Source organism: Clostridium coskatii (assembly GCF_001675205.1).
Lineage (GTDB): Bacteria > Bacillota > Clostridia > Clostridiales > Clostridiaceae > Clostridium_B > Clostridium_B ljungdahlii.
This window is the reverse complement of sequence record NZ_LROR01000056.1, coordinates 39,157-65,775: the sequence shown is the minus strand read 5'-3', so window position 1 is coordinate 65,775 and position 26,619 is coordinate 39,157. Positions and strand designations below refer to the sequence as shown.

At 33.9% G+C, this 26,619-nt stretch carries 18 protein-coding genes; 15 read left to right on the top strand and 3 right to left on the bottom strand.

The window, feature by feature from the left end; genetic code table 11:
- Nucleotides 1-31: 31 nt before the first annotated feature.
- Genes xdh through CLCOS_RS14165 form a run of 4 tightly spaced genes read left to right on the top strand, consistent with a single transcriptional unit; the run spans nt 32 to nt 6,030 of the window.
- Nucleotides 32-2,596 (top strand): selenium-dependent xanthine dehydrogenase, encoded by a 2,565-nt coding sequence (xdh, locus tag CLCOS_RS14180; protein WP_063601686.1) that lies wholly within the window; start codon nt 32-34, stop codon nt 2,594-2,596.
- A 40-nt stretch (nt 2,597-2,636) separates the two neighbouring features.
- On the top strand, nt 2,637-4,751 hold the full coding sequence (locus CLCOS_RS14175) for a xanthine dehydrogenase family protein molybdopterin-binding subunit (RefSeq protein WP_063601685.1): 2,115 nt from the start codon (nt 2,637-2,639) through the stop codon (nt 4,749-4,751).
- Nucleotides 4,751-5,218 (top strand): (2Fe-2S)-binding protein, encoded by a 468-nt coding sequence (locus CLCOS_RS14170; protein WP_063601684.1) that lies wholly within the window; start codon nt 4,751-4,753, stop codon nt 5,216-5,218. The genes CLCOS_RS14175 and CLCOS_RS14170 overlap by 1 nt, the downstream gene beginning before the upstream one ends.
- Nucleotides 5,212-6,030 carry an FAD binding domain-containing protein gene (locus CLCOS_RS14165; RefSeq protein WP_063601683.1) on the top strand — a complete coding sequence of 273 codons (819 nt, stop codon included), beginning with the start codon at nt 5,212-5,214 and terminating at the stop codon, nt 6,028-6,030. Before CLCOS_RS14170 ends, CLCOS_RS14165 begins: the two co-directional genes overlap by 7 nt.
- Nucleotides 6,031-6,588: 558 nt before the next feature.
- Here CLCOS_RS14165 and CLCOS_RS14160 read toward each other — a convergent pair.
- The 3 genes from CLCOS_RS14160 to CLCOS_RS14150 all read right to left on the bottom strand — a co-directional run bounded on the left by CLCOS_RS14160 (nt 6,589) and on the right by CLCOS_RS14150 (nt 11,225).
- Nucleotides 6,589-8,193, bottom strand: coding sequence for an N-acyl-D-amino-acid deacylase family protein (locus tag CLCOS_RS14160; RefSeq protein ID WP_063601682.1), 1,605 nt, complete (start codon nt 8,191-8,193; stop codon nt 6,589-6,591).
- A 331-nt stretch (nt 8,194-8,524) separates the two neighbouring features.
- A complete protein-coding gene (dpaL, locus tag CLCOS_RS14155) occupies nt 8,525-9,706 on the bottom strand; it encodes a diaminopropionate ammonia-lyase (RefSeq protein WP_063601698.1) in 1,182 nt (393 codons plus the stop codon).
- A gap of 163 nt (nt 9,707-9,869) precedes the next feature.
- Nucleotides 9,870-11,225: a nucleobase:cation symporter-2 family protein gene (locus CLCOS_RS14150; protein WP_063601681.1), complete on the bottom strand. Its 1,356-nt coding sequence runs from the start codon at nt 11,223-11,225 to the stop codon at nt 9,870-9,872.
- Between the two features lie 848 nt (nt 11,226-12,073).
- Between CLCOS_RS14150 and ygeW the strand changes: the two genes are divergently transcribed.
- The 11 genes from ygeW (at nt 12,074) to CLCOS_RS14095 (ending at nt 26,606) form a co-directional block, all read left to right on the top strand.
- Nucleotides 12,074-13,270 carry a knotted carbamoyltransferase YgeW gene (gene ygeW, locus CLCOS_RS14145; protein ID WP_013239032.1) on the top strand — a complete coding sequence of 399 codons (1,197 nt, stop codon included), beginning with the start codon at nt 12,074-12,076 and terminating at the stop codon, nt 13,268-13,270.
- Between the two features lie 31 nt (nt 13,271-13,301).
- On the top strand, nt 13,302-16,319 hold the full coding sequence (gene ygfK, locus CLCOS_RS14140) for a putative selenate reductase subunit YgfK (RefSeq protein ID WP_013239031.1): 3,018 nt from the start codon (nt 13,302-13,304) through the stop codon (nt 16,317-16,319).
- Between the two features lie 30 nt (nt 16,320-16,349).
- A complete protein-coding gene (gene ssnA / locus CLCOS_RS14135) occupies nt 16,350-17,678 on the top strand; it encodes a putative aminohydrolase SsnA (RefSeq protein ID WP_013239030.1) in 1,329 nt (442 codons plus the stop codon).
- A gap of 27 nt (nt 17,679-17,705) precedes the next feature.
- Complete coding sequence (locus CLCOS_RS14130; RefSeq protein ID WP_013239029.1) at nt 17,706-18,914, top strand: YgeY family selenium metabolism-linked hydrolase; 1,209 nt, start codon at nt 17,706-17,708, stop codon at nt 18,912-18,914.
- Between the two features lie 18 nt (nt 18,915-18,932).
- Nucleotides 18,933-19,883 carry a carbamate kinase gene (gene arcC / locus CLCOS_RS14125; protein WP_063601680.1) on the top strand — a complete coding sequence of 317 codons (951 nt, stop codon included), beginning with the start codon at nt 18,933-18,935 and terminating at the stop codon, nt 19,881-19,883.
- Between the two features lie 390 nt (nt 19,884-20,273).
- Nucleotides 20,274-21,686 carry a dihydropyrimidinase gene (hydA, locus tag CLCOS_RS14120; protein WP_063601679.1) on the top strand — a complete coding sequence of 471 codons (1,413 nt, stop codon included), beginning with the start codon at nt 20,274-20,276 and terminating at the stop codon, nt 21,684-21,686.
- Nucleotides 21,670-22,359: a Crp/Fnr family transcriptional regulator gene (locus tag CLCOS_RS14115; protein WP_063601678.1), complete on the top strand. Its 690-nt coding sequence runs from the start codon at nt 21,670-21,672 to the stop codon at nt 22,357-22,359. The genes hydA and CLCOS_RS14115 overlap by 17 nt, the downstream gene beginning before the upstream one ends.
- Nucleotides 22,360-22,525: 166 nt before the next feature.
- Entirely contained in the window at nt 22,526-23,527 is a 1,002-nt protein-coding gene (asrA, locus tag CLCOS_RS14110) for an anaerobic sulfite reductase subunit AsrA (RefSeq protein WP_063601677.1), read from the top strand.
- A complete protein-coding gene (gene asrB / locus CLCOS_RS14105; RefSeq protein ID WP_063601676.1) occupies nt 23,528-24,319 on the top strand; it encodes an anaerobic sulfite reductase subunit AsrB in 792 nt (263 codons plus the stop codon).
- Nucleotides 24,320-24,334: 15 nt separating this feature from the next.
- Nucleotides 24,335-25,282 (top strand): sulfite reductase subunit C, encoded by a 948-nt coding sequence (gene asrC / locus CLCOS_RS14100; protein ID WP_063601675.1) that lies wholly within the window; start codon nt 24,335-24,337, stop codon nt 25,280-25,282.
- A gap of 31 nt (nt 25,283-25,313) precedes the next feature.
- A complete protein-coding gene (locus CLCOS_RS14095; protein ID WP_063601674.1) occupies nt 25,314-26,606 on the top strand; it encodes an MFS transporter in 1,293 nt (430 codons plus the stop codon).
- The last annotated feature ends 13 nt before the right edge of the window (nt 26,607-26,619 follow it).

Below are 26,619 nucleotides of genomic sequence, written 5' to 3'. Positions count from 1 at the left end.
TGTTAAATTTTTATAAAATAGGAGGTTATTTATGTTTACATTAAATATTAATGGTAAGGATGTAGCTTCGAATACTGATAAACCCCTATTGCGTTTTTTAAGAGATGATTTGAAGATCACTTCTGCAAAGGACGGTTGCAGCGAAGGTGCATGTGGAACATGCACTATTTTAGTAGATGGAAAAGCAGTAAAAGCTTGCGTACAAAAAGTATCAAAATTTATAGGAAAAAAAATTTTAACCATTGAGGGATTAAGTGACAGGGAAAAGGAAGTTTATGAATATTGTTTTGGAGAAGCAGGTGCAGTACAGTGTGGCTTTTGTATTCCTGGAATGGTGATTTGTGCAAAAGCTCTATTAGATGTCAATTCTAATCCAACAAAGTTAGATGTAAAAAAGGCGATTAGAGGTAATATCTGTCGCTGTACTGGATATAAAAAAATTGAAGAAGCTATTTTAATGGCAGCGAAATATTTTAGGGACAATCTTCAGATACCAGCTCCTGTAGGTAAATTGAAGATGAATCAGAAATTTAAGCGTGTGGATGTAGACGAAAAAGTAAATGGAACAGGTATTTTTGTAGATGATATGGAACTGCCTGGAATGATTTATGCTAAAACAGTTCGATCTAAATATCCAAGGGCTATTGTAAATAAAATTGATATAAGCAAGGCAGAAGCTCATCCGGATTGTGTGAAAATTTTACTGGCAAAGGATGTTCCAAATGATATTATTGGACACATAAAACAGGATTGGGATGTAATGATTCCAGAAGGTGGGACAACCAGATATATAGGAGATTCACTGGCGCTTGTGGCAACTTATCATAAGGATAAGCTGGATGAAGTGTGCAAACTAGTTGATGTAGAATACACGGAATTGGAGCCAATTACTTCTCCTGAAGATGCCCTAAGAGCAGATGCACCTTTAATTCATTCAGATGGAAATATTATGAGTCGTTCTATTCTTCAACGTGGAAATGCGGATGAAGCAATCAAAAAATCTAAATATGTAGTGACAAGAAAATATAAAACGCCATTTCAGGAACATGGATTTATGGAACCAGAGTGCGCAATTGCAGCACCTGAAGGAGAAGATGGTATTTTACTCTATTCTGGCTCACAATCTGTTTACGACGAGCAGCGTGAAATTTCAAATATGCTTAAAATTCCAAAGGAAAAAGTACACTGTCATTCCCAGCTCGTTGGAGGAGGATTTGGCGGTAAGGAAGATATGAGTGTTCAGCATCTTGCAGCATTAATGGCATGGTACACAAAAAAACCAGTGAAGGTAAAGTTTTCAAGACAGGAAAGTTTAGATTATCATGTTAAACGTCATGCAATGGAAATGGAATTTACAACAGCTTGTGATGAAAATGGATATTTAACAGCTATGAAAGGTGTAATTATTGCAGATACAGGTGCCTATGCATCCCTTGGTGGACCTGTATTACAAAGAGCATGTACTCATGCAGCAGGACCATATAATTATCAGAATATTGACATTTTAGGTATGTCAGTTTATACAAATAATGTGGTTGCTGGAGCATTTCGTGGCTTTGGTGTAACACAAAGCTGTTTTGCTACTGAAAACAATATTAATTTATTGGCAGAGATGGTGGGTATTTCACCTTGGAAAATACGTTACCGTAATGCAATCCGTCCAGGACAGGTACTTCCAAATGGTCAAATAGCAGATGAAAGTGTTGCTATGGTAGAATGTTTGGAAGCTGTTAAAGATGTATATGAATCAAATCCTTATGCAGGAATTGCCATAGCTTTTAAAAACAGTGGGACTGGAGTGGGAAATAAGGATATTGGTCGTTGCATTTTATCTGTAGAAAATGGAAAAGTTCATATTAAAACTTCTGCAGCTTGTATGGGACAAGGAATTGCAACAATGTGTACTACCATATTATGTGAAACAACAGGTTTAAATCCAGCACTTACTGTTCATGAAAGAGCAGATACCTTTCATACACCTGATTCAGGAACTAGTACCGCATCTAGACAGACTGTGGTAACTGGAGAAGCTGTAAGGCGTGTATCTGAAAAATTAAAAGCAGAATTGGACAAAGGATTGACTCTTTTTGATTTAGAAGGAAGAGAATTTTATGGTGAATATTCTGCAAAGACAGATCCAATGGGATCTCCAAAGAAAAATCCAGTAAGCCATGTAAGCTATAGTTATGGGGCTCAGGTTGTTATCTTAAATGAAGAAGGAAAAGTGGAAAAAGTAGTTGCAGCTTATGACGTTGGAACACCTGTCAATATTCAGGCTGTTGAAGGACAAATTGAAGGTGGTATTGTTATGGGGCTTGGATATGCTCTAACAGAAGAATTTAAAGTTGAAGGCGGCTATCCTAAGACAAAGCTAGGTACACTAGGACTTATGAGATCAACAGATGCTCCAGAACTCGAAGTTATTCTTGTACAAAGTAAAGGAAAGATTCCTGAGGCTTACGGAGCAAAAGGTTGTGGAGAATTATGTTTGATTCCCACAGCGCCAGCTTGTTCTCATGCATATTATAGATTAGATGGTAAATTCCGTAGTCAACTGCCGTTAAAGGGTACATTTTATAAAAAACTAAAAAAATAGTATATTACTTTTTTATGAATTGAATATAGGGAGGTATTGTATGAAAAATATTAGTAAGTCTGTAAAGAAAAAAGATCATGAGTTAAAAATAAGTGGCCATGCCCTTTATGTAGATGATCATGTGATGGATGATATGCTTTACGGCAAACTATTGCATTCCACAAAGGCAAGGGCAAAAATCACTAATATCAGTATTCCTAAGTTACCTGATGGTTACTTTGTTGTTGACAAAAATGATGTAACAGGTGTAAATCGTGTTGCAATTGTGGAAAATGATACACCCGTTTATGCTGAAGATACTGTGGAATATGTAGGTGAACCTATTTTGATGGTTGTGGGACCTAGCCTTAAAGAAGTCAATAGAATTTTAAGCGAAATTATTGTAGTATATGAAGAACAGGTTCCCGTTTTGGATATGCAAAAATCTAATACAGTCTTCTTCCATTACAAGTGTGAAAAAGGAGACATTTCTAAGACTTTAAAAGAAGCTGATCAGGTTTTTGTTGAAACATTTCAAACTGGTTATCAGGAACAGGCATATCTTGAAACTCAGGGTATAATTGCTTATCCGCATGATGGGCGAATGACAATACGTGGTTCTATGCAGTGTCCTTACTATGTGTACGGTGCGGTTTCCAAAGCTTTAGGATATGATGAAAAAAATATTCAGATTATTCAGGATGTTACTGGGGGAGGCTTTGGAGGTAAGGAAGACTTTCCTTCTATACTTGCATGTCAAACTGCAGTGGCAGCTAAAAAGGCAAATAAACCAGTGAAAGTAATATTTGATAGACGTGAAGACATGGAGTTTACTTCAAAACGTCACCCATCTATCTGTACTTATAAAGTAGCAGTTAAAGATGGTGAAATTACAGGTATGGATATTGACATATTGTTCAACAGTGGTGCATATACAACCCTTTCTCCTGTTGTTTTACAGCGTGGAGTAATTTGTGCAAACGGCGTATATAGGGTAGAAAACTTGCGTGTTGTAGGACGTGCAGTTAAGACAAATACAGTACCTTGCGGTGCATATCGTGGTTTTGGTGCTCCACAGACTTTCTTTGCAGTAGAGATGATGATGGATCACATTGCAAAGAAAATGGGCGTTGACTCCCTTGAACTGAAGGAAAAATATATTGTTAAACAGGGCGATTCTACTTCTACAAGTGGAAAGTATCATTTCCATGTATCGCTGCCTGAAATGATCAAGCGAGCTGATGAACTTGCTGACTATCGTAAAAAACGTCAGATGTATAAAAATCAAAAGGGACGATACCGAAAGGGCATTGGTATGTCATTATTTTTCCATGGATGTGGTTTTACAGGAAGTGGAGAACGTGATCTCATAAAAGCTGTTGTAAAAATTAGAAAAAATGTAGATGATACAGTGGAACTTTTAGTAAGCAACTCAGATATAGGTCAGGGTATCAAAACTACTTTTTCTAAAATTGTTGCAGATACCCTTGGCATTTCTTATGATAAGGTGCTTATAAATAATCCGGATACAGACCATGTACCTGACTCAGGGCCTACTGTAGCAAGCCGTTCTTTAATGGTAGTTGGAGAATTGCTTAGGCGTGCAGCAGAGAAACTGAAAGGAGAATGGAAAACTGGAGAAGAACAGATTGTGGAAGAACATTTTGTGGAGCCCGACTTTATAATTCCATTTAGTCTTGAAAAATTCAAAGGAGATGCATATCCGACTTTTTCCTGGTCTGTTAATGTTATTGAAGTGGAGGTGGACACACTTACTGCTATTACAAAGGTAACTGGAGCATGGGGTATTTTTGATGTTGGTGTTCCTATTGACATGAACATCATACAAGGACAGATGCAGGGAGGTTTTCTTCAAGGCATTGGATATGCTTCAATGGAGCAGATGCAATGCAATGATAAAGGCGTAATCCGTAATAATAGCTATAGTGATTATATCATTCCTACAGCAGTAGATGTTCCGAATCTTGTAACTGAAATAGTAGATAATCCATATAACTGTGGCCCATATGGAGCTAAAGGTGCTGGTGAACTTCCTCTTGTTGGTGCAGCTCCAGCATATGTGGAAGCTATGGAAAATGCACTTGACGTAAATTTGAATAAAGCTCCATTTACTCAAGAGGATACTATGAAGGTTTTGCAGGAGGTGCTTAAGTAATGATAAAATTTATTCTTAACGAAAAAGAAGTTACATCTACTGCCAGGGGAAGCGAGCGTTTGCTTGATGTACTTAGAAATGAATTACACATTACTGGTGTAAAGTGCGGCTGTAAGGAAGGTGAATGTGGTGCCTGTTCTGTTATACTTGATGGCAAACTAGTTAATTCCTGTATGGTAGCAGTAGGCAGTATAGAAGGCAGTAGGGTTATGACTATTGAAGGATATCGTGAAACCAAACGTTTTGAAGTCCTTGATAAGGCATATGCTTCTGTTAGTGCTGTACAGTGTGGTTTTTGTATTCCAGGTATGATACTTGCATCTGAATGCATACTTTCTAAAAATCCAGATCCTACAGAAGCAGAGATTAGAGAAGGTATTTCTGGAAATCTATGTAGATGCACTGGCTATAATGCTATTGTTAAAGCTATTAGTATTGCAGCAAAGGAGGGGAAAGGTTTATGGTAAATAGTTATAGACCATCATCTTTAAAGGAAGCATTGGATATTCTTGCAAAAGAGGAGGTCACTCCTTATGCAGGAGGTACGGATTTAATGATTAAGGCAGATGAAAATGCTAGATATTTGTTCTTAAATAAAGTATCTGAGATGAAAAATATAGTAGAGGATGAAAAGTATATTCACATCGGTGCGGGGTGTACTTTTACGGATATTATTGAAAATGAATTGACTCCTGCTATTTTAAAAGAAGCAGTATCACAAATTGCAGCACCTGCAATTCGAAATTTAGGTACTGTTGGCGGTAATATATGTAATGGCTCACCTAAAGCAGATAGTGCACTTATCTTTTTTGTTACGGATTCTAAACTGCGTATTGTAAGTAGTAAAGAGGAGAGGATTATTCCTATTAATGAATTTTATCTTGGTAGAAAAAAGACTTCCCTCAAAAAAGATGAACTGCTTGTTGAAGTTCTTATGAATAAAGAAGGATTTGACAATTATTATTATAAGAAGGTAGGGGCAAGAAATGCCTTAGCAATTTCCAGGGTATCTTTTGCTGGTATCCTTAATGTAGAAAATAATAAAATTTGTAATTGCAGTACAGCCTTTGGCGCAGTTAAAGATGTTGTTATAAGACTGCCAGTTATTGATAGAATGCTCATTGGCAAGACTATTGAAGAAGCAAAAACTGTTAAGAAAGAGTACCTTGCAGCATATGATAAGGTTATTATCCCTATAAAAGGAAGGGTTTCAGCAGAATATAGAAAGATTGTATGTATGAATTTACTTCGTGATTTCCTTGAAAGCAATGGGATTTAGCTTCTAAGTAAAAAGTTTACTTATACCAGGCATATACTAACAAATTTCATTACACTAAAAACTTTTTATAAGTCTAAAGTTCAGTATTTAGAAAATCTAAAGAAGATTATATAAACTCGTACCTCAGACATATATAATCTTCTAAGATTTTCTAAAATACCTCACTAAGACTTATGAAAAAAGTTTTTAAGTGTAATTTCAATTTTGTTAGTATATTTTATGTATAAGTTAAAATTTCAATTAGAATCACTATAGAATTTTGCACTTATAGAAAAGGTTTTTAAATATGGTTTCAATTGATAAATACATGACTTAAAATCATTGCAAACTTTATTATTATAAGGATCGCTAACGATTTTGTTACTTGTATTTTTATAATCCAATTTTATTTCCATAATGTCCCTCCCATTAAGTTTCTGTAAGTATAATTGTAGTCATTAACTGCATGTTATATATATTATATCGTGTGGTAATAAAATAAATTTATGGAAAATATAATATTAAATTAAGATATCAGTAACTATTAATTTTTAATCCTTAATTCTTAACTTAATATAATTACGTGTGCCTTATAACTCTACCATAATTACCTTTGCATACAACTCCATTTTTTACAGCAAGTTTTCCGTTTAACAATACATATTTTACACCAATAGGCGATTTAGTTGGATTATTGTAATCTTCATAACCTATGATTTTGTCAAAATCAAATATAGTGATGTCTGCCATATTGTTAGGAGCTAATTTACCTATATCTTTTAAACCCAATGTAACTGCAGGGAATAGCGTTGATTTGTATATGGCATTTTCAAGGCTAATAGCCTTTTTTTCTCGCACAAATTTACCTATAAAAAGAGGATAATTACCATAGAAACGTGGATGTGGAACACCGGCAGGTATACTATCTGAACATACCATCTGTAGGGGATGTTGTATGAGTTTTATAGTGTCTTCTTCTGAAAATATATTTAAGGTAACTATTCCAACTCCTGCATTTTCTTCAATAAGTAGTTTAGATATAAAGTCTACCGGATGTATTCCCAAGTTTTTTGAAATATCTCCAACGTTTTTTCCAATGTACTTCAAATTTTTATCTTTTTTAAGTGAAGTGATTAGAATACCATCCCAACCAGCTATTGCACTGTAATTATCCCATGCAGGGTAATGGATTTTTGTATTAGAAAGTTCATTTTTAACTCTATTTAATACTTGAACATCCTTTAATTTTTCTAATAAGGTACCTTCTCCTTCTTTTGTAAGCCAGGGTGGTAAAAGTTGAGTCATTAAGGTACTGCCGGAAAGATAGGGATGTTCATCAAAAGTAATGTCTATACCATCATCAATTGCTTTTTGTACAATTTTAATAAGTGAATCAGCATTCAAGCCTAATTCACTTGAATTATAAGATCTCATATGGGAAATCTGAAGCTTTACCTTAGATTCTCTGGCAATTGATATAATTTCTTCTAAAGCATTATTTATAGTGTTATCGTGATTTCTAACATGAACCATAACAATCCCATTATAACTTTTTACAACTTTACACATAGCAATTAATTCATCTCTACAGCTAAAAATACCAGGCATATATTGAAGACCTAGAGACATTCCAAAAGCACCTTTTCTCATAGCATTATCTACTAACCTGCACATGTGGTCAATTTCACATTGCGTAGGTATTCTAGGGTCAAATCCCATTACATTTGTTCTGACAGCACCCTGGGAAATTAATGAAGCGTAATTGTTTTTTAATCCCATTGAATTGATTTTAGCCATATACTCATTCAGGTCAGAAAAGTGCCATTTTAGATCAGCACCTCCAACTATTCCAACAACATAATTTTTCCATGCATTATCCTGACTTTCTATATAGGGAAAAATCCCTAAGCCACATTGACCCACGAGTTCAGTAGTAACCCCTTGAAGTAACTTTGAATTTCTAAGGTTTTCACAAGTAAAAGGCACTAGATCATTATGGCTGTGCACGTCAATAAAGCCTGGACAAACTATTAATCTAGAGGCATCAATAACGTCATTTGCTTCACTTAATAGATTTTTCTCTATACTTATTATTTTGCCATCCTTGATTCCCATATCTGCATGATAAGGAGCAGTATTTGTACCATCTACAATTAAACCATTTTTTATTAAAATGTCTAACATTTAAATTACCTCTTTTTCAAAATTTCAATTAGAATGAACTCAACTTTCAACTCAAAAACTTTACATGTGTGAAAGTTTAGTAATCACTATATAAAAATAAACTTATACGTAGAAATATTTTTACAATAAACAAGCACATTTAAACATTTTGTATATAAGTCTTAGTGGAAAATTTATATACAAAACTTAGGACTTTTGAATTGTTTGGGGTACGAGTTTTCAAAAGTCCTTAGATTTGTATAAATTTTCTGCTTAGACTTATCAAAATGTTTAACCGGGCTTGTGGTTGTAAAAACATGCGGAGTATAAGTTTATTTTTCATTTGTCAACCCTATATTAAACTCTGATAGTCACCATCCCAAGTAATGTTTCTATATACCTTTGGATCAGTATTTCCTTCTGTACTAATGAGTAAAACGTTAGAATTTTCATCAAGTTTTAATGTTTCACGTAAGTCCTTATATTTATCCTCTGAAGAAATGGATAGGAGTCCTGCTGTTACAGCTCCTGATTCCCCAGAGATTATTCTATTATCACCTTTAAGAGGATTTCCTAAGACACGCATTCCTCTTGCTGTTACCCAATCAGGAACTGACACAAATGCATCAGCACAGTATTTCAAGATATTCCAGCCCATAGGACTCGGTTCACCACAGGCAAGTCCAGCCATTATCGTATTCATTTCTCCTGTGACGGCCTCAATTTTACCTGCTTTGCAGGATTTATAAAAACAATCAGCTTTTTCAGGTTCTACGATAATAATTTTTGGTGGATTTTTTTCAAATGCAGAAACAAATACGCTTGCTATAACTGAAGCAAAGGCTCCTACACCTGCTTGTAAAAATACGTGAGTTGGAACAGTTCCATGTAACTGTTCAATAGCTTCTTGCGCTAAAGTAGAATATCCTTTCATGATCCATGTAGGAATTTCAGTATATCCTTCCCAAGATGTATCTTGAATGACTTCCCACCCATTTTTAGAAGCTTGCTTAGCTGTAAAACGTACTGCATCATCATAATTCCAATCAGTTATACTGACATCTGCACCAAATTCAGCTATGTTATTTAATCTGTTTTGAGTGCTTCCTTTAGGCATGTACACAATACACTTGTATCCCAGTTGTTTTGCCATCCAGGCGACTCCACGTCCATGATTGCCATCTGTAGTGGCAACAAAAGTAAGGTTCCCTAAATCACTTTTTACTTTCTCAGATTTTAGTACTGAAAAAGGAAGTTCTGATATATTCTTGTCTAATTTTTGTGCAAGATGTTTTCCGATGGCATAAGAAGCTCCTAGCACTTTAAATGAATTTAATCCAAAACGAAGAGATTCATCTTTTACAAAAACATTAGATAGTCCTAAAAAGTTTGCCAATCCATCTAACTTAACAAGAGGAGTTTTTTTATATTGTTCAAAACTTTCATGAAAAGTTTTAACTTCACATAAATTTTTTTTACTTAATAAAGGTGTATGTGCCTTAACATCTTTTTTATTATTAACAATCCATTTCAACAACAAGTCGCCTCCAAATCGTAAATTTTTACGAGCAAATTGGTTTTAAATAAATATTACTAACTAGTTAATCCACTTTTATTATAATTCTGAATTATCTTCATGTCAATATATTGACATGAATGGTTTTAAATAGTAGATTACGTGCTTTTAACAAGCGCTACTAATATTTTTGTGGAGTATTTTCAGAGGAGACTTCAATATTAGTAACATTTTTTTCACCGTGATTTAAAAATGCATTGAGAATTATTGCAACTACAGATGCAGAAACTATACCACTACTGAAGATTGACTTGAAAAATTGAGGAGTATGATCAAGTATAGTAGGAACAATAGTAACTCCAAGACCTATGCCAATAGAGCAGGCAACAACCAGCATGTTTGAATTCTTGTCGAAGTCTACATTTGAGAGCATTTGTATACCGGCTACGGCTACCATTGCAAACATTATAGTTGTAGCTCCACCTATAACAGGCTGTGGGATGATTGTAGCTAAAGCTGCAAATTTAGGGATCAATCCGAGACATATGAGAATAATACCGGAAACGATTACAACAAAACGACTTTTTACTTTACTTAAAGCTAGGAGTCCCAAATTTTGGTTGAATGTTGTGTAAGGGAAAGAATTGAAGATACCACCTAGAATTGTTGCAAGTCCTTCAGCTCTAAGACCTCGTACAATGTCATTTTCTGTAATCTTTCTTTCACATATTCTACCTATTCCAAGATATGTGCCTGTTGATTCGATCATTACTGTAAGCATGACAAAGGTCATCATAATGATAGAGGCAAGATTAAATTTTGGTATACCGAAATTTAATGGACGAACAAGGCTTATCCATTTTGCACTCGCAACTACTGAGAAATCTACTTTTCCCATAAATGCAGCAACTATTGTGCCTAAAATAATACCATTTAAAACAGAAATTGCTTGAAAAAATCCTTTAAAGAACTTATTGGAAAATATAACAACTATCATTACAAATGTGCCTAGTAGAAGGTTGGAGATACTTCCAAAATCTTTAGCGCCTGAACCACCACCAATGCTATTAATGCCCACGTTAATTAGAGAAAGACCTATCATAGTGACTACTGTACCTGTTACAACTGTCGGAAAAAATCTTAACACTTTTCCGTATATTGGTGCAATTAATACCACAACAAGTGCTGCTACTATTATGGAACCATAGGCTGTTGGCATCCCATAACTTTTGCCGATAATGATAAGTGGACCAACAGCAGCAAAGGTACATCCTAAAATTGCAGGTAGTTTAATGCCTACATAAGGGCCTATGCCAATTGCTTGAATTAAAGTTGCGATACCACAAGTAAATAAATCTGCAGCTACTAAAAGTTCTAATTGTCTGGGTGTCAAACCTACAGAAGCACCAATGAGTAAAGGTACGGCTACAGCACCTGCATACATTGCAAGTACATGTTGGAGTCCTAAGGTAAAAAGTTTTGGAAGAGGAAGCATTTCGTTTACTTTGTCTACATTTTTTACAGATTGTTCTGACATTTGTAAAACCCCCTATTAAATTTATTTAATAATTCAACTTTTGCACATATGAAAGTTTGACTTAATATTAAAAACTTGCGAAGCAAAGTTTTTGAAAATAACAAAGTTCAAATAGCAAAGAACAGATAAAGATGATTTCCATCGTACCTCAGGAAATCTATAATTTTAATATTTTCTGACATTAGGAAGAAAATTATCCTTATTTGATATTTGAACTTTTTACTTTGTTCTTTAAGAAAACTGCAAAAGTTGAATTAATGACTATCTACTCTAATACTCTACCTTATACCATGAAAGAAATTAATAAAAATGATGAGTTTTGGTTTTGTTTTTTAAGGGAGTAAGAGTTGAACCTGATATCTAAGATGCCTGTACCTGACAAGTAATAGGTAAACACATTATAGCAAAGCATTGTAGTGTATTGTAAATATAAGATGGATTTACCAGTTAGTATAATTTATTCTAATAATATTAATGGCATTTTGTCAACATTATAATTAAGAAGAAATTGTACAATATGCAAACTGTAAGTAATATTAGACATTATTTTACTTTAAAAGAAAAATATTTTAATGTTGACAAAGATATTTTATTATTATAAAATCGAATTATACTAACTAGTTAGTCCAACTTTAAAATATACCATATCTAAGATAAAATATATTTATCCGATGACTACCTGCTCTAATACTACCCTTATCCAAGTGGGAGCAAAGAGCAGCTACGTCCCTGGATAACGATTTCTAAGCATCAGGTGGAGCCAAAACTCCATCTGATGCCAAGAACTTTGTTTATATTAAAATTTTAAAATATACTAATTCAATCATTGCAATTAGGAGGCATATCTTATGGAAAAATTAAAAGAACTTATTCAAAATTTAAAGAAACTAGATTATAAAAATATGTATAGTAATGATTTCTTTTTAACCTGGGAAAAAACAGACGAAGAACTTAAAGCAGTTTTTACAGTTGCTGATATTTTACGTCAGATGAGGGAGAATAATATATCACCGCGTATATTTGATAGTGGACTAGCAATTTCCCTGTTTCGTGATAATTCTACAAGAACAAGATTTAGTTTTGCAAGTGCATGTAATTTACTTGGCCTGGAGGTTCAAGACCTTGATGAAGGAAAATCGCAGATTGCCCATGGAGAAACTGTTCGTGAAACAGCAAATATGATTTCTTTTATGGCAGATGTTATAGGCATTAGGGACGATATGTTTATAGGCAAAGGAAACAAGTATATGCATAAAGTATCAGAATCAGTTCAAGAGGGATATAAAGCTGGGATACTTGGACAGCGTCCTACTCTTGTAAATCTTCAGTGCGATATAGACCATCCAACTCAATGTATGGCTGATTTACTCCATTTAATTCATCATTTTGGTGGAGCTCAAAATCTTAAAGGTAAAAAACTAGCTATGACCTGGGCATATTCTCCTTCCTATGGCAAACCATTATCCGTGCCTCAAGGAATTATTGGTTTAATGACGAGAATGGGTATGGAAGTTACACTTGCACATCCTGAGGGATACGATATATTGCCAGAAGTAGAGAATGTTGCAAGAAGAAATGCTGAGATAAGTGGAGGTAAATTTATTAAAACTAACTCCATGAAAGAAGCTTTTGAGAATGCAGATATAGTTTATCCAAAGAGTTGGGCTCCATTTGCAGCAATGGAAAAGCGTACTAACTTATATGGAGAAGGTAAATTTGATGAAATAGAGGTACTTGAAAAAGAACTCTTAAATCAAAATGCAAATTATAAGGACTGGGAATGCACAGAAGAAATGATGAAGCTCACTAAAGATTCTAAAGCATTATATATGCACTGTTTACCTGCAGATATTACGGGAGTAAGTTGTAAGCAGGGTGAAGTAGCTGCTTCGGTATTTGATCGTTATCGTGAAGAACTTTATAAACAAGCAGGATATAAACCTTACATTGTTGCTTCAATGATTTTCTTAAGTAAGGTGAAAGATCCTGTAAAAACACTTACAGAGATTATTGATTCAAAGCCACCGAGATTTTTAGCAAAATAAAATGTAAAAGTATATCTTAGGGGGAATATAAATGAGTGATAGAATGCACCCTATTTCTTTTGAAAAAATGATTATTTGGGTTATAAAAGAATTAAAAGAAAAGGGATCTATTTTTGGAATTCATAAAGATAAATTTTATAAAAATGAAAGTGAAAAATCAATTGAAGTGTTTGGTGAAAATCTATCTTCACCCCTTGGACCTGCTGCTGGGCCAAACACTCAATTGACTCAGAACATTGTTTCTGCCTATTTAACTGGGAGCCGATTTATTGAATTAAAAACAGTACAGGTTATTGATGGAGAAGATCTAGCAGTAGCTAAACCTTGTATTTGTGCACAAGATGAATGCTACAATGTGGAATGGTCTACGGAACTAAAAGTATCTGAGGCTTTCTGTGAGTATATAAAAGCTTGGTTCCTGCTTCATATTTTAATGAAGGAACTTAATTTAAGTAAGCAAAGAGATTTCATGTTTAACATGAGTGTAGGATATGATTTAGATGGCATTAAATCTCCTAAAATGAATAACTATATTGAAGGCATGAGAAATGCTTCTAATACAAAAGTATGGAATGAGTGTAAAAAAGTAATTATTTCTCATATGAATTTGTTCTCCAATTTTAATGAAAAAGATTTAGAAGAAATATCCCCAATTGTCTGTTCGTCCATTACAGTATCTACGCTGCATGGATGTCCTCCAGAGGAAATAGAAAAGATATCAAATTATTTACTAAAAGAAAAGAATTTAAATGTTTTTATAAAGATGAATCCAACTCTTTTAGGAGAAAAATTTGTTAGAAATACGCTTAACACAATGGGATATGGTTATATAACCTTAAATGGAGATCATTTTAAAAATGACTTACAGTATGGGGACGCTGTGACAATGCTCCAGCGTTTGAAAGATACTGCAAAGACGTTGAATTTAGAAATAGGAGTTAAACTTACTAATACTTTACCAGTAAAAATTGAAAACAAAGAATTACCTGGAGAAGAAATGTATATGTCAGGACGTTCTCTTTTCCCTCTTACAATATCCTTGGCAAGTAGATTAGCTGAAGAATTTGGTGGAGATTTACAGGTATCCTATTCAGGAGGAGCAGATTTCTTTAATGTGGATAAAATTTTAACTACAGGAATTCAGCCGGTGACATTTGCAACCACTATCTTAAAGCCAGGTGGATATGAGAGAATAACGCAAATGGCTCAGAAGGTAGAGAGAAAGCTTAAAGGTAAATTCTCAGGAATAGATACAGATATGCTATCAAAATTGGCAGAAGAAGCTTTAAAAGATGATCATCATCTTAAAAACTCAAGAACTGTAGGAAGTAGAAAACTTTCTGTAGAACTTCCTACTTATGATTGCATGACAGCACCTTGCAGCATAGGATGTCCTATAAATCAGCAAATTCCTGAATATGTGGCCTTAGTAGGTAAAAAGAAATATGATGAAGCCTTTTCTATAATTGCTAAGGACAATGCGTCACCGGCAATTACAGCAACTATTTGTAATCACAATTGCCAGTTTAAGTGTACTAGATTGGACTACGATTCATCTGTTTTAATTAGAGATATGAAAAAAATTGCTGTCTTAAATGCTGAGAAGAAGTACATTAAAAATATCAAACCTCAGAATATAAGAAGTAATAAAAAAGTAGCAGTTATAGGTGCAGGTCCTGCAGGACTTTCAACAGCTCTTTTCTTGAGAAGAAATGGTATGGATGTAACTGTAATGGATAAAAAAGAAAAACCTTATGGTGTAGTGAGGTATGTTATCCCGGATTTTAGAATTCCATCTGAGATGATTGACCAGGATTTTGAGCTTGTAAAGAAACAAGGAGTGAAATTTGAATTTGGAATTAATGGAAATTTTAATATAGATGAATTGAAAGGAAAATATGATTATATTATCTTAGCAATAGGTGCCTGGAAACCAGGAAAGTTATCTTTAAAAGAAGGTAAGGAAAGAGCAGTGAATGCCATTGCGTTTCTTGAAAGATATAAAGCAGAAAAAGAAAACATTAATTTAGGAAAACATGTTTGCATTATTGGAGGCGGAAATGTAGCAATGGATGCAGCAAGGGCAGCTAAGAGAATAGCTGGAGTGGAGACTGTTTCAATTGTATATAGAAGGACCAAGGAATATATGCCTGCAGATTCTGAAGAATTAAAGTTAGCTATTTCTGATGGCATTGTATTTAAAGAACTTCTTGCACCCATAGCTATTAAAGATAATAAATTGCTTTGTGAAGAGATGATATTAGGAGAAAAAGATACTTCAGGTAGAAGAAGTCCTGTTTCAACTGGCAAAGAGGTTGTATTAGATGCAGATACGGTTATTGCTGCCGTAGGAGAAAAAGTGGATAGTGATTTATTAAAAAGAAATGGAATAGAATTAGATTCTAAGGATTTCCCAAAACTGAATGAAGCTTGTGAAACTAATATTTCCAATGTATATATTCCAGGTGATGCTAAATGCGGACCGGCTACTATTGTCAAGGCAATAGCAGATGGAAAAGCAGTTGCCAAGAATATATTGTCAAAAGAAAAATTGAACAATGATTTTGAGAAAAAAGTTATCCATATAGATGAAAAACAAATATATAGCAGAAAGGGTATACTAAAGGATCCTAAAAGCTGTGAAGAAGAATATAAAAGATGCCTTTCCTGCAGCAATATTTGCGAATTGTGCGTTGATGTTTGTCCAAATAGGGCAAATGTAGCTATTAATGTAGGAGGAGGATTTTCGTCTTCTCGTCAGGTTATACATTTAGATGGTATGTGCAACGAATGTGGAAATTGTGGAGTTTTCTGTCCATATAAGGGAAATCCATATAAAGATAAAGTGACAGTCTTCTGGAATGAAAATGACTTTGAAAATAGTACAAATAAGGGATTTTGTGTTATTGATATTAAAAAAGGCATTTGTAAAGTTAGAGAGGAAAGCGGCAAAATTGCTATGTACACTATTGGTGAAGAAAATATTATCTCAAAAGAAATGGAATGTATAATTAAAAGTTGCATAGATAAGTACAGTTATATGCTGTGACCTAATATTAAAACTTAGGAGGGAAAATATATGCTATTAATAGGAAATGGTAAGCTTATTACTAGAGATGATGCTAGACCAATTATTGATAATGGATGTATTGCTGCTTCCGGAAATAAAATTATTGAAATTGGCTTGACAGAAGAATTGAAGAAAAAATATAAAGATGCAAGATTTATTGATGCAAAGGGTAGGCTTGTTATGCCAGGATTTATTAATACCCATATGCATTATTATAGTACTTTTGCTAGGGGGATGGCTAATGACAGTCCTCCAGCAAAAAATCTTATGGACATACTTACAGGATTGTGGTGGAGACTCGATAAGGTATTAACTCCAGAGGATATTTATTATAGTGCTATTGTACCGATGATTGATGAAGTTAGAAATGGTGTTACAACTGCTTTTGATCACCATGCAAGTGCTTATTCAGTTAAAGGTAGTTTATTTAAAATAGCTGAGGCTGCAGAAAAGGTAGGTATCCGAAGCAGCTTATGTTATGAAACTTCAGATAGAGATGGAGAAAAAATTACTGATGAAGGTATTGCTGAAAATGTGGACTTCATTAAGTATTGTAATGATAAAAAAGATGACATGATTAAAGGTATGTTTGGACTTCATGCTTCTATGACAATTTCAGATAAAACTTTGGAAAAATGTATGGATGCCATAGAAAATTTAAATACAGGTTTTCATGTTCATACAGGAGAGGGCATACAGGATCTAGAGATAACTAAACAAAAATATGGTAAGGGCATTGTACAGAGATGGTATGATGCAGGAGCACTTTCTGATAAGACAATTTTAGTCCACTGTATTCATGTTTCGGATGAAGAACTAGATTTGATTAAAGAAAAAAATGCAATAGTTGTTCACAATCCTGAATCTAATATGGGTAATGCTGTAGGTGTATCTCCTGTACTCAAAATGTATGAAAAAGGAATTCTATTAGGCCTTGGTACAGATGGCTATACTTCAGATATGATGGAATCTTATAAAGTTGGAAATATTATTCATAAACATGCTACTGGAGATTCTACTGTAGCTTGGACTGAAATTCCAGAAATGCTTTTCTATAATAATAGAAAAATTGTTGAAAGATTTATTGATGGAAAAATTGGCATTTTAAAAGAAGGTGCTCTTGCAGATATAATTATTGTAGATTACAATGCACCTACACCAATAAATGAAAACAATATTAATTCACACTTATTATTTGGCATTAATGGACGCTGTGTAGATACAACCATTATAAATGGTAAAGTTATTATGGAAGATAGAAAACTTGTAGGCGTTGACGAGGAAAGGATTATGGCAAGAAGCAGGGAACTTGCACAAGATCTCTGGAAGCGTTTCTAAAGATAGATAAAATAGGGGGAATTTTAAATGGCATTAGATTTGAATAAAGAAAAAATATTGGATATGGCAGAAAAGTATAAACCTGAAATATGTAGATTTTTAAGGGACATGGCTCAAATTCCAAGTGAAAGCTGTGGAGAAGAAAAAGTTATACTTAGAATAAAACAGGAAATGGAAAAAGTAGGTTTTGACAAAGTAGAAATAGATCCCATGGGCAATGTACTTGGATATATAGGACATGGAAAACACCTAATTGCCATGGATGCTCATATAGATACAGTAGGGATAGGTGATAGAAATCTATGGAAATACGATCCTTATGAAGGCTATGAAGATGATGAGGTTATTTTAGGAAGAGGTGTCACAGACCAGGAGGGAGGAATGGCCTCCATGGTTTATGCAGGTAAGATAATTAAAGATCTTGGACTTGAAGGAGATTATACATTAGTAGTAACAGGTACTGTTCAAGAAGAAGATTGTGATGGATTATGCTGGCAGTATATAGTCAATGAAGATAAAGTAAAGCCGGAATTTGTAGTTATAACAGAACCAACTTCATTAAATATATATAGAGGACATAGAGGAAGAATGGAGATAAAAGTTACAACCCATGGAATTAGCTGTCATGGTTCTGCACCGGAAAGAGGAGATAATGCAATTTTTAAAATGGCTCCTATATTAAATGAGCTAAAGGATTTAAATGAAAAATTAATCAATGATGAATTTTTAGGAAAGGGTACATTAACCGTATCTGAAATATTCTTTTCATCACCTTCAAGATGTGCTGTAGCAGATGGATGTAGTATTTCTGTTGACAGAAGGCTTACTGCTGGTGAAACCTGGGAGTATGCAATTGATCAGATTAAGAATTTACCTTCAGTTAAGGCTGCAAAGGCTGAAGTTGAAATGTACACTTATGAAAGACCTTCTTATACAGGATTAAAGTATCCAACGGAATGTTTCTTCCCAACCTGGGTACTGCCTGAAGATCATAAAGTATGTCAAAATGTTGTAACTTGCTATAAGGATTTATTTAAGAGTGAACCAAAGGTAGATAAATGGACATTTTCTACAAATGCAGTTTCCATTATGGGAAGATATAAAATACCATGTATAGGTTTTGGACCAGGCCACGAAGATCAAGCACATGCACCTAATGAAAAGACATGGAAAGATGAATTAGTAAAATGTGCAGCAATGTATGCGCTTATTCCAATATCCTATGTGACTAAATAATTATATGGGGGAATTATAATGGGATTTTGTAAATTGGTTATAGCATTAGGTGGAAATGCACTTCAGGAACCTGGTACGAAAGCTACAGCGGAGGCACAATTAGAAGTAATAAAAAAAACTTGTGAATATATTGCAGATATAAGCTGTAAGGGATATGAACTTGTAATAGTTCATGGAAATGGTCCTCAAGTGGGAAGAATTTTGCTTGCATCAGAAGCAGCTAGTAGTGTTACACCATCCATGCCTTTTGACGTATGCAGTGCCATGAGTCAGGGATATATAGGATATCACATTCAGCAGTCACTAAGAAAGGCTTTAGATAAGAGAAACAAGAAAGTGCCAGTGGTAACACTTATAACTCAGGCAGTAGTTGACAAAAATGATCCTGCATTTAAAAATCCAACTAAACCTATAGGTACTTTTTATAGTAAGGAAGAGGCGGAAAAACTTAAGAAAGAAAAAGGTTACGTGATGAAAGAAGACTCTGGAAGAGGTTGGAGAAGAGTAGTGGCTTCACCAATTCCAAAGAGAATAGTTGAACTCCCGGCAATTAAAGTGTTGTGGGATTCTACTATTTGCGTAGCAGCTGGAGGTGGAAGCATTCCTGTTGCCCAAAAAGAAGATGGATCATTAGAAGGTGTTGCAGCAGTCATAGACAAAGATCTTGCAGCTGAAAGGCTTGCGGAAGATGTAAATGCAGATATTCTTATGATACTTACAGAAGTTGAAAAAGTATCACTTAATTTTAAAAAAGCTAATCAAATTGACCTTAGTCACATTACGGTGGCAGAAGCAGAAAAATATATTGAAGAAGGTCATTTTGCCCCAGGGTCAATGCTTCCAAAAGTAAAAGCAGCAGTGATGTTTGCAAAGTCAAATTCCCGCCATAAGTCAATAATTACTTCGCTTTATAAAGGTGAAGATGCTCTTGAAGGTAAGACGGGAACAGTCATTACTTTAGATAGATAATTAATTGTTGAAATTTCGCATATACGAAATTTTGACTTAATATAAGAAAATTGTGAAGCAACTTTTTCAGAGGACAGAGGACAATTGACATAGGACAGTGAAGGAGGATTTTTCTCTGTTACACTACGAAAAATTTTTAACTAAATTTTTAATTACTCATTTCGCTAAAGCGAAATGTTGATGACTTATATAAATTTAAAGCTTGTTTTGCGTTAGCAAAGCAAGCTTTAAAATAAATTAGTTTTCTGACGTAAGGAAGGAAACTCACCTTCATTGTCCTCTGTCCTCTGTCAAATGTCCTCTGAAAAGCTTTGCTTCGCATTATTTTTAAACTGTAAAAGTTAAGCTAATTATCTTTGTGTTAGAATATATAAAAAGGAGGCTTTGCTTATGGGCATAGTACTTGAAGGTGGAAAAATTGTAACTGCTGTAGATTCTTATTGTTCAGATATAAGAATAGAAGATGAAAGAATTGTTTCAATAGGAAATGATATAAAAAAAAGTGGAGATGAAGTCATATCTGTAAAAGGATGCTATATTTTACCGGGTGGCATAGATACTCATACTCACTTTGATTTGGAAAGTGGCTCTACTGTAACTGCAGATAATTTTGAAACTGGAACAAAAGCTGCTTTAGTTGGAGGTACCACTACAATATTAGATTATGCTACACAAAATAGGGGAGAGACGTTAAAAGAAGCCTTAAGAAAGCAGCATAAAAAATCAGATGGAATGTGCTATTGTGATTATGGATTTCACATGGGTATTACGGATTGGAATGACAAGACATCTTGTGAAATGGAAGATATGGTTAGAGAAGGGGTAACTTCATTTAAATTATATATGGCCTATAAAAAAACACTTCAGGTAGATGATGGTGTAATATTTGAAGCTTTAAAAAGAAGCAAAGAGCTAAAGAGCCTGATAACTTTTCACTGTGAAAATGGTGACATTATAGAAACACTTATAAATGAAGCTAAATTAAAGGGAAATAAATCCCCTTATTATCATCCATTGACAAGACCTGCTTTAGTTGAAAAAGAGGCAATTGCAAGGCTGCTTAATATTGCAGAAATTGCAGATTCACCGGTGTATATTGTACATTTAAGTACTAGAGAAGGCTTATTAAGTATTCTAGATGCTAAAAAGAGAGGAATAAAGGTTTATGCTGAGACTTGTCCTCAGTATCTACTGCTGGACGATTCCTGCTATGGAGATAAGAACAGCCATAATTTTGAGGGAGCAAAATATGTAATGTCACCTCCACTTAGAAAAACATATGATAATGATGCGTTGTGGAAAGGGATAAGCTCCAGAGAGATAATGACCATTGGAACAGATCACTGTTCTTTTAATTATAAAGGTCAAAAAGAAATTGGCATTGATGACTTTAGCAAGATTCCAAATGGGGCTCCAGGTGTAGAACATAGAATTGGTCTTATGTATACTTATGGAGTCCTAAAAAACAGGATAAGTATGAATGAAATGGTTGCACTTACTTCAACTAATGCTGCTAAATTATTTGGACTTTTTCCACAGAAAGGAACTATTGCAGTGGGCAGTGATGCTGATATTGTAGTGTGGGACCCTGCTTTTTCTAAAACTATTAGTGTTAAAAATCAAATGCAAAATGTAGATTATACTCCTTATGAAGGTTTTGAACAGAAGGGAAGAGTGCTGCATGCTTTTTTGAGGGGAAATAAGGTTATATTTAATGGAAAATTCATTGAAGATAAACCTCTTGGAAAGTATTTGTATAGAAAAACTCAGCCAGAAGGTATAAGTCATGATAAAAGTTTCTGATGATGATTTTATCGGGATTTCCTTATTTGAAAAAATAAATAAATCTACGTTGGAATTGATGCAGGCAAAGGCTTTCAAGATAAAACTTACTAAAGGTGAAGAATTGTTTTGCGAAAAAGACAAAGTAGATAAAATTTATATTGTTTTAAGTGGAAAAGTAACTATGTATAAGATATCAGAAGATGGACAAAAAAGGGTTGTATATATTTTAGGAAGAGGAGAATTTATAAATGAAGTTATTTTTGACAATTTACCTGCATCCATAAGTTGTGAAGCTTTTGAAGATAGTTATATATTGTATTTTTTTAGAAATGATTTGTTAAAAATAATGGCAGGGGATTTTGAACTTACGCATATTATAATTAATTCCATGGCTAAAAAAATAAGAAGACTCTACAGGCAATTGAAAAACACCGTACCTATAAAAATGGATAAAAAGCTTGCAGCAAAACTCTGGAAATTGTCCAGAGATTACGGAGTGGAGACAAAAGAAGGTACAGTTATTGACTTGAATATAAGCATAACATATTTAGCTGAGATGCTTGGTAGTACAAGAGAGACTATTTCACGCTGCATGAACAATTTTGAAAAAAAAGGTATGATAAAATTTCATCATAAAAAGATAATAGTTATAGATCCCAAGGTGATGTCGATGTATTTTAGGGGAGTTTAGTGGAAAGCTGTATTTGCAGAAAATAATGCAAATGCAGTTTTTTATTTTTTGACCATAACGTGATTTGTATCACGTTAAATTTTCTACATTTATGATATGTTAAATATATAACAACGATGATTACATGCTGTTAGGTTTACAAGAATTCTAAGGAGGGAATTGACGAATGGGATTTGAAATTAGTAATGTGGAATTTGATAATTTTTTAAAAAAGCTGCAAGAAGAGTACAAAATCTATGCTCCAGTGAAATTAAAAGGTAAGGGAAGATTTTCGGATACAGATGTAGTTAGGTATGCAGAGATAAATACTATTGAAGAAATAATATTTGATGAAAAATCAAACTTTTCACCAAAAGAAGTGATGCTTCCAATAACTAAAACCTTGTTTTATTTTACAGAAGATTCTGTAATAGAACCAAAAGTGGATGACAAAAAGATATTGATATTTTTAAGAAGCTGTGACATCAATGCTGTAAGGAGAGTTGATGAAATTTATTTGAGAAATGGTGTAGAAGATCCTTACTATAAAAAAGTAAGAGATAAAGTAAAATTTGCACTTATGGAATGTGAACACAGCTTTGAAAACTGTTTCTGTGTAAGTATGGGCAGTAATAAGACAGAAAACTATGACTTATTTGTAAAACATAAGGATGGGAAAGTTTCAGTAAAGTGTAAAGATGAAAGCCTTAAAAATTACTTTGATGGAATGACAGAATGTAATGTAGAACCTAACTTTGTAACAGAAAACGATGTAAAGGTTAAAATCCCTGAAAATATGGATGTAAGTGTATTTAATGCTCCACTGTGGGAAGAGTATTCTTCACGATGTATTTCTTGTGGAAGATGTAACCTTGTTTGTGGAACATGTACATGTTTTAATATGCAGGATATTTTCTATAAAGATAATAAAAATGTAGGAGAGAGAAGAAGAGTGTTGACTTCCTGCCAGATTGATGGATATACGGATATAGCTGGAGGACATAGTTTTAGACAGGATAAAGGACAGAGAATGAGATTTAAAGTTATGCATAAAGTTTATGACTTTAAGAAGAGATTTGGATATAACATGTGTGTTGGATGTGGAAGATGTGATGATGCATGTCCAGAATATATATCTTTTTCAAATTGTGTTAACAAGTTAAATGATACAGTGGGAGAGGTGAAATAAATGGAAAATGTATATTTGCCAAAGGCTAGTAAAATATTAGATATTACAAAACATACGGATATTGATTATACATTTAAAATGGAGTTTAAAGGAACTGTGAAGCCGGGACAATTTTTTGAGGTTTCCATACCTAAATATGGAGAAGCTCCTATATCTGTATGTGAAATAGGAGATGGATATATAGGTTTAACTATAAGACGTGTGGGAGTAGTTACAGATGTCATTCATACTTTCTTTGTAGGAGATACTCTATTTATGAGGGGACCTTATGGAAACGGTTTTGACTTAGAGACGTACAAGGGAAGAGAACTTATTGTAGCTGCAGGAGGAACTGGACTAGCACCAGTAAAAGGTATTATAGATTATTTTGCTTCTAATAGAAATGAAGTTATAAATTTTAATGTTTTAATGGGATTTAAGTCACCAGAGGATATATTGTTTAAAAAGGATATAGAAGAATGGAGAAAAAATGTTGGTGTTACTTTAACAGTGGACAAGGCTGATGAAAGTTATGGTGGGAATGTAGGTTTAATTACTACTTATATTAAAGATTTAAATATAAATAATGTGGAAGAAGCTCAGGTAGTAGTAGTAGGTCCTCCAATAATGCTTAAATTTACTATAGCAGAATTTTTGAAGAGGGGAATTAAAGAGGAAAATATTTGGGTTTCTTATGAAAGAAAGATGTGCTGTGGTTTAGGAAAATGTGGTCATTGTAAAATGGACGATACATATATTTGCATTGACGGTCCGGTATTTAATTATGTTAAAGCTAAACTTTTAATGGATTAAAAAAGGAGGACGATTATGGATATTAATACAAAAGTTCTAAAAAAGAATGCATTTAGAGTAACTAAGGAAAGAGGAAAGACGGCCATAAGGATTAGAGTACCAGGTGGATATATCGAAGCAAAATATTTTGAAATAATTCAAAAGGTTGCTGAAAAATATGGAAATGGAACAATTAATATTACTACAAGACAGGGATTTGAAGTACCTGGTATTGATATGAAAAACATTCCTGAGATAAATGAGATGATACAACCTGTTATAGAAGGACTTGAAATAAATCAAACTGATTCTAAAAATGGATATTCAGCATCAGGAACAAGGAATGTTACTGCTTGTATAGGAAATAAAGTTTGTCCTTTTGCAAATTATGACACCACTGCTTTTGCAAAGAGAATAGAAAAGGTTATATTTCCAAATGACTACCATGTAAAAGTAGCATTAACTGGATGTCCAAATGATTGTGCAAAAGTAAGAATGCATGATTTTGGAATTATAGGAATGACAGAACCGCAGTATGAAAGTTATAGATGTGTGGGCTGTAAAGCTTGTGTTAAAAATTGTAAGCTAAGATCTGCAGATGCACTTAAATTTGAAAACTTTAAGGTCCTAAGAGATGATAAAAAGTGTATAGGCTGTGGTGAATGTGTAGACAAATGCCCAATGGGGGCATGGACAAGAAGCAATAAGAAGTATTTTAAATTAACTATCCTGGGTAGAACGGGAAAGAAAAATCCAAGATTAGGTCAGGATTTCATTAAATGGGTAGATGAAGATAGCATTGTGAAGATAATTTTAAATACCTATGAATATATAGATAAGTATATAGACAAAAATGCTCCTGGTGGAAAAGAACATATAGGATATATCGTAGATAGAACAGGGTATCAGGAATTTAAAAAGTGGGCTTTAAAAGATGTAAATTTAGACCCTAAAGCTGAAGTTGCTGAAACTATAAATTGGTAAAGCATTTAAATTACAAATAGGAGGGAAAATAATGGATATTGTAAGTGTTAAAGGAAATTCCAAACAAGGATTAACAGGAGCAACTTTAGGTTTTTTTGTAGGATTTGCAGCAGTTGCACTTTATGGTGCGACAGCTGCTGTGTTTAAAAAAAGTTTTATAGATTTGAATCCTATTTTACTAGCACTTCTTATTGCAATACCAAATTTATCAGGATCACTGCTTAGAATTCCATTTGCAGCTTGGGTTGACGTAGATGGAGGAAGAAAACCCTTTATTACATTACTTATACTTTCAATAATTGGAATGACAGGACTCTATATAGTTATGGCTTTTTTTAGGCAGAATTTAAGTAACTGCTATTCCCTGCTTTTGATATTTGGGGCACTGTCAGGCTGTGGTATAGCTACCTTTTCTGTAGGAGTTAGCCAATCGTCCTATTGGTTCCCACAAAATAAGCAGGGAGTTGCACTTGGCATATATGGTGGAGTGGGAAATCTAGCACCTGGAATATTTACACTTTTGCTTCCAAACGTAGCGCTGCCACTTTTAGGATTATCAGGTTCGTATTTAGCCTGGTTGATATTTTTAGTAGCAGGAACTATAGCATATTTTATTATAGGAAAAAATGCGTGGTATTTTCAACTAATTCATGCAGGAGTGGGAAAAGAACAAGCAAAGATGACAGCTTCAAAGAAATATGGTCAGGAACTGTTTCCTAATGACAAAGTTAGTGAAAGTCTCATTATTTCTGCAAAGACATGGAAGACCTGGGCACTTGTTGTAGTGTACTTTACCACGTTTGGAGGATTTTTAGCACTAACTAGCTGGCTTCCAACATATTGGACAACCTTTTTCAAGTTGAACTTAAAAGCTGCAGGTTTATTAACTGCCATTTACTCAATTACTACATCTATTGTAAGAATTTATGGTGGAAAGATAGCAGATAGAGTTGGAGGAGAATCTACATCTATTACAGCACTCTTTATAATGCTTGCAGGTACAATATGTATGTTTATTGCTTCTTCACTGCCTCTAGCTATTATAGGAATTTTACTTTTAGCTGTAGGAATGGGTGTGACAAATGCTGCTGTATTTAAAATACTTCCTAAAGAAGTTCCCCATGCTATTGGAGGTGCTTCTGGATGGGTCGGTGGATTGGGAGCTTTTGGAGGTTTTGTTATACCACCTTTAATGGCATCCTTTATAGATAAGACAGGCAAAAGCTTAAGTGGTTATTCTAGAGGATTTGTAATATTTATAGCACTTGCTTTAATTTCCCTTCTTATTATAGGTTTGTTGAAATCTACTTCAAAGGGTAAATGATTTTGAAATTTAA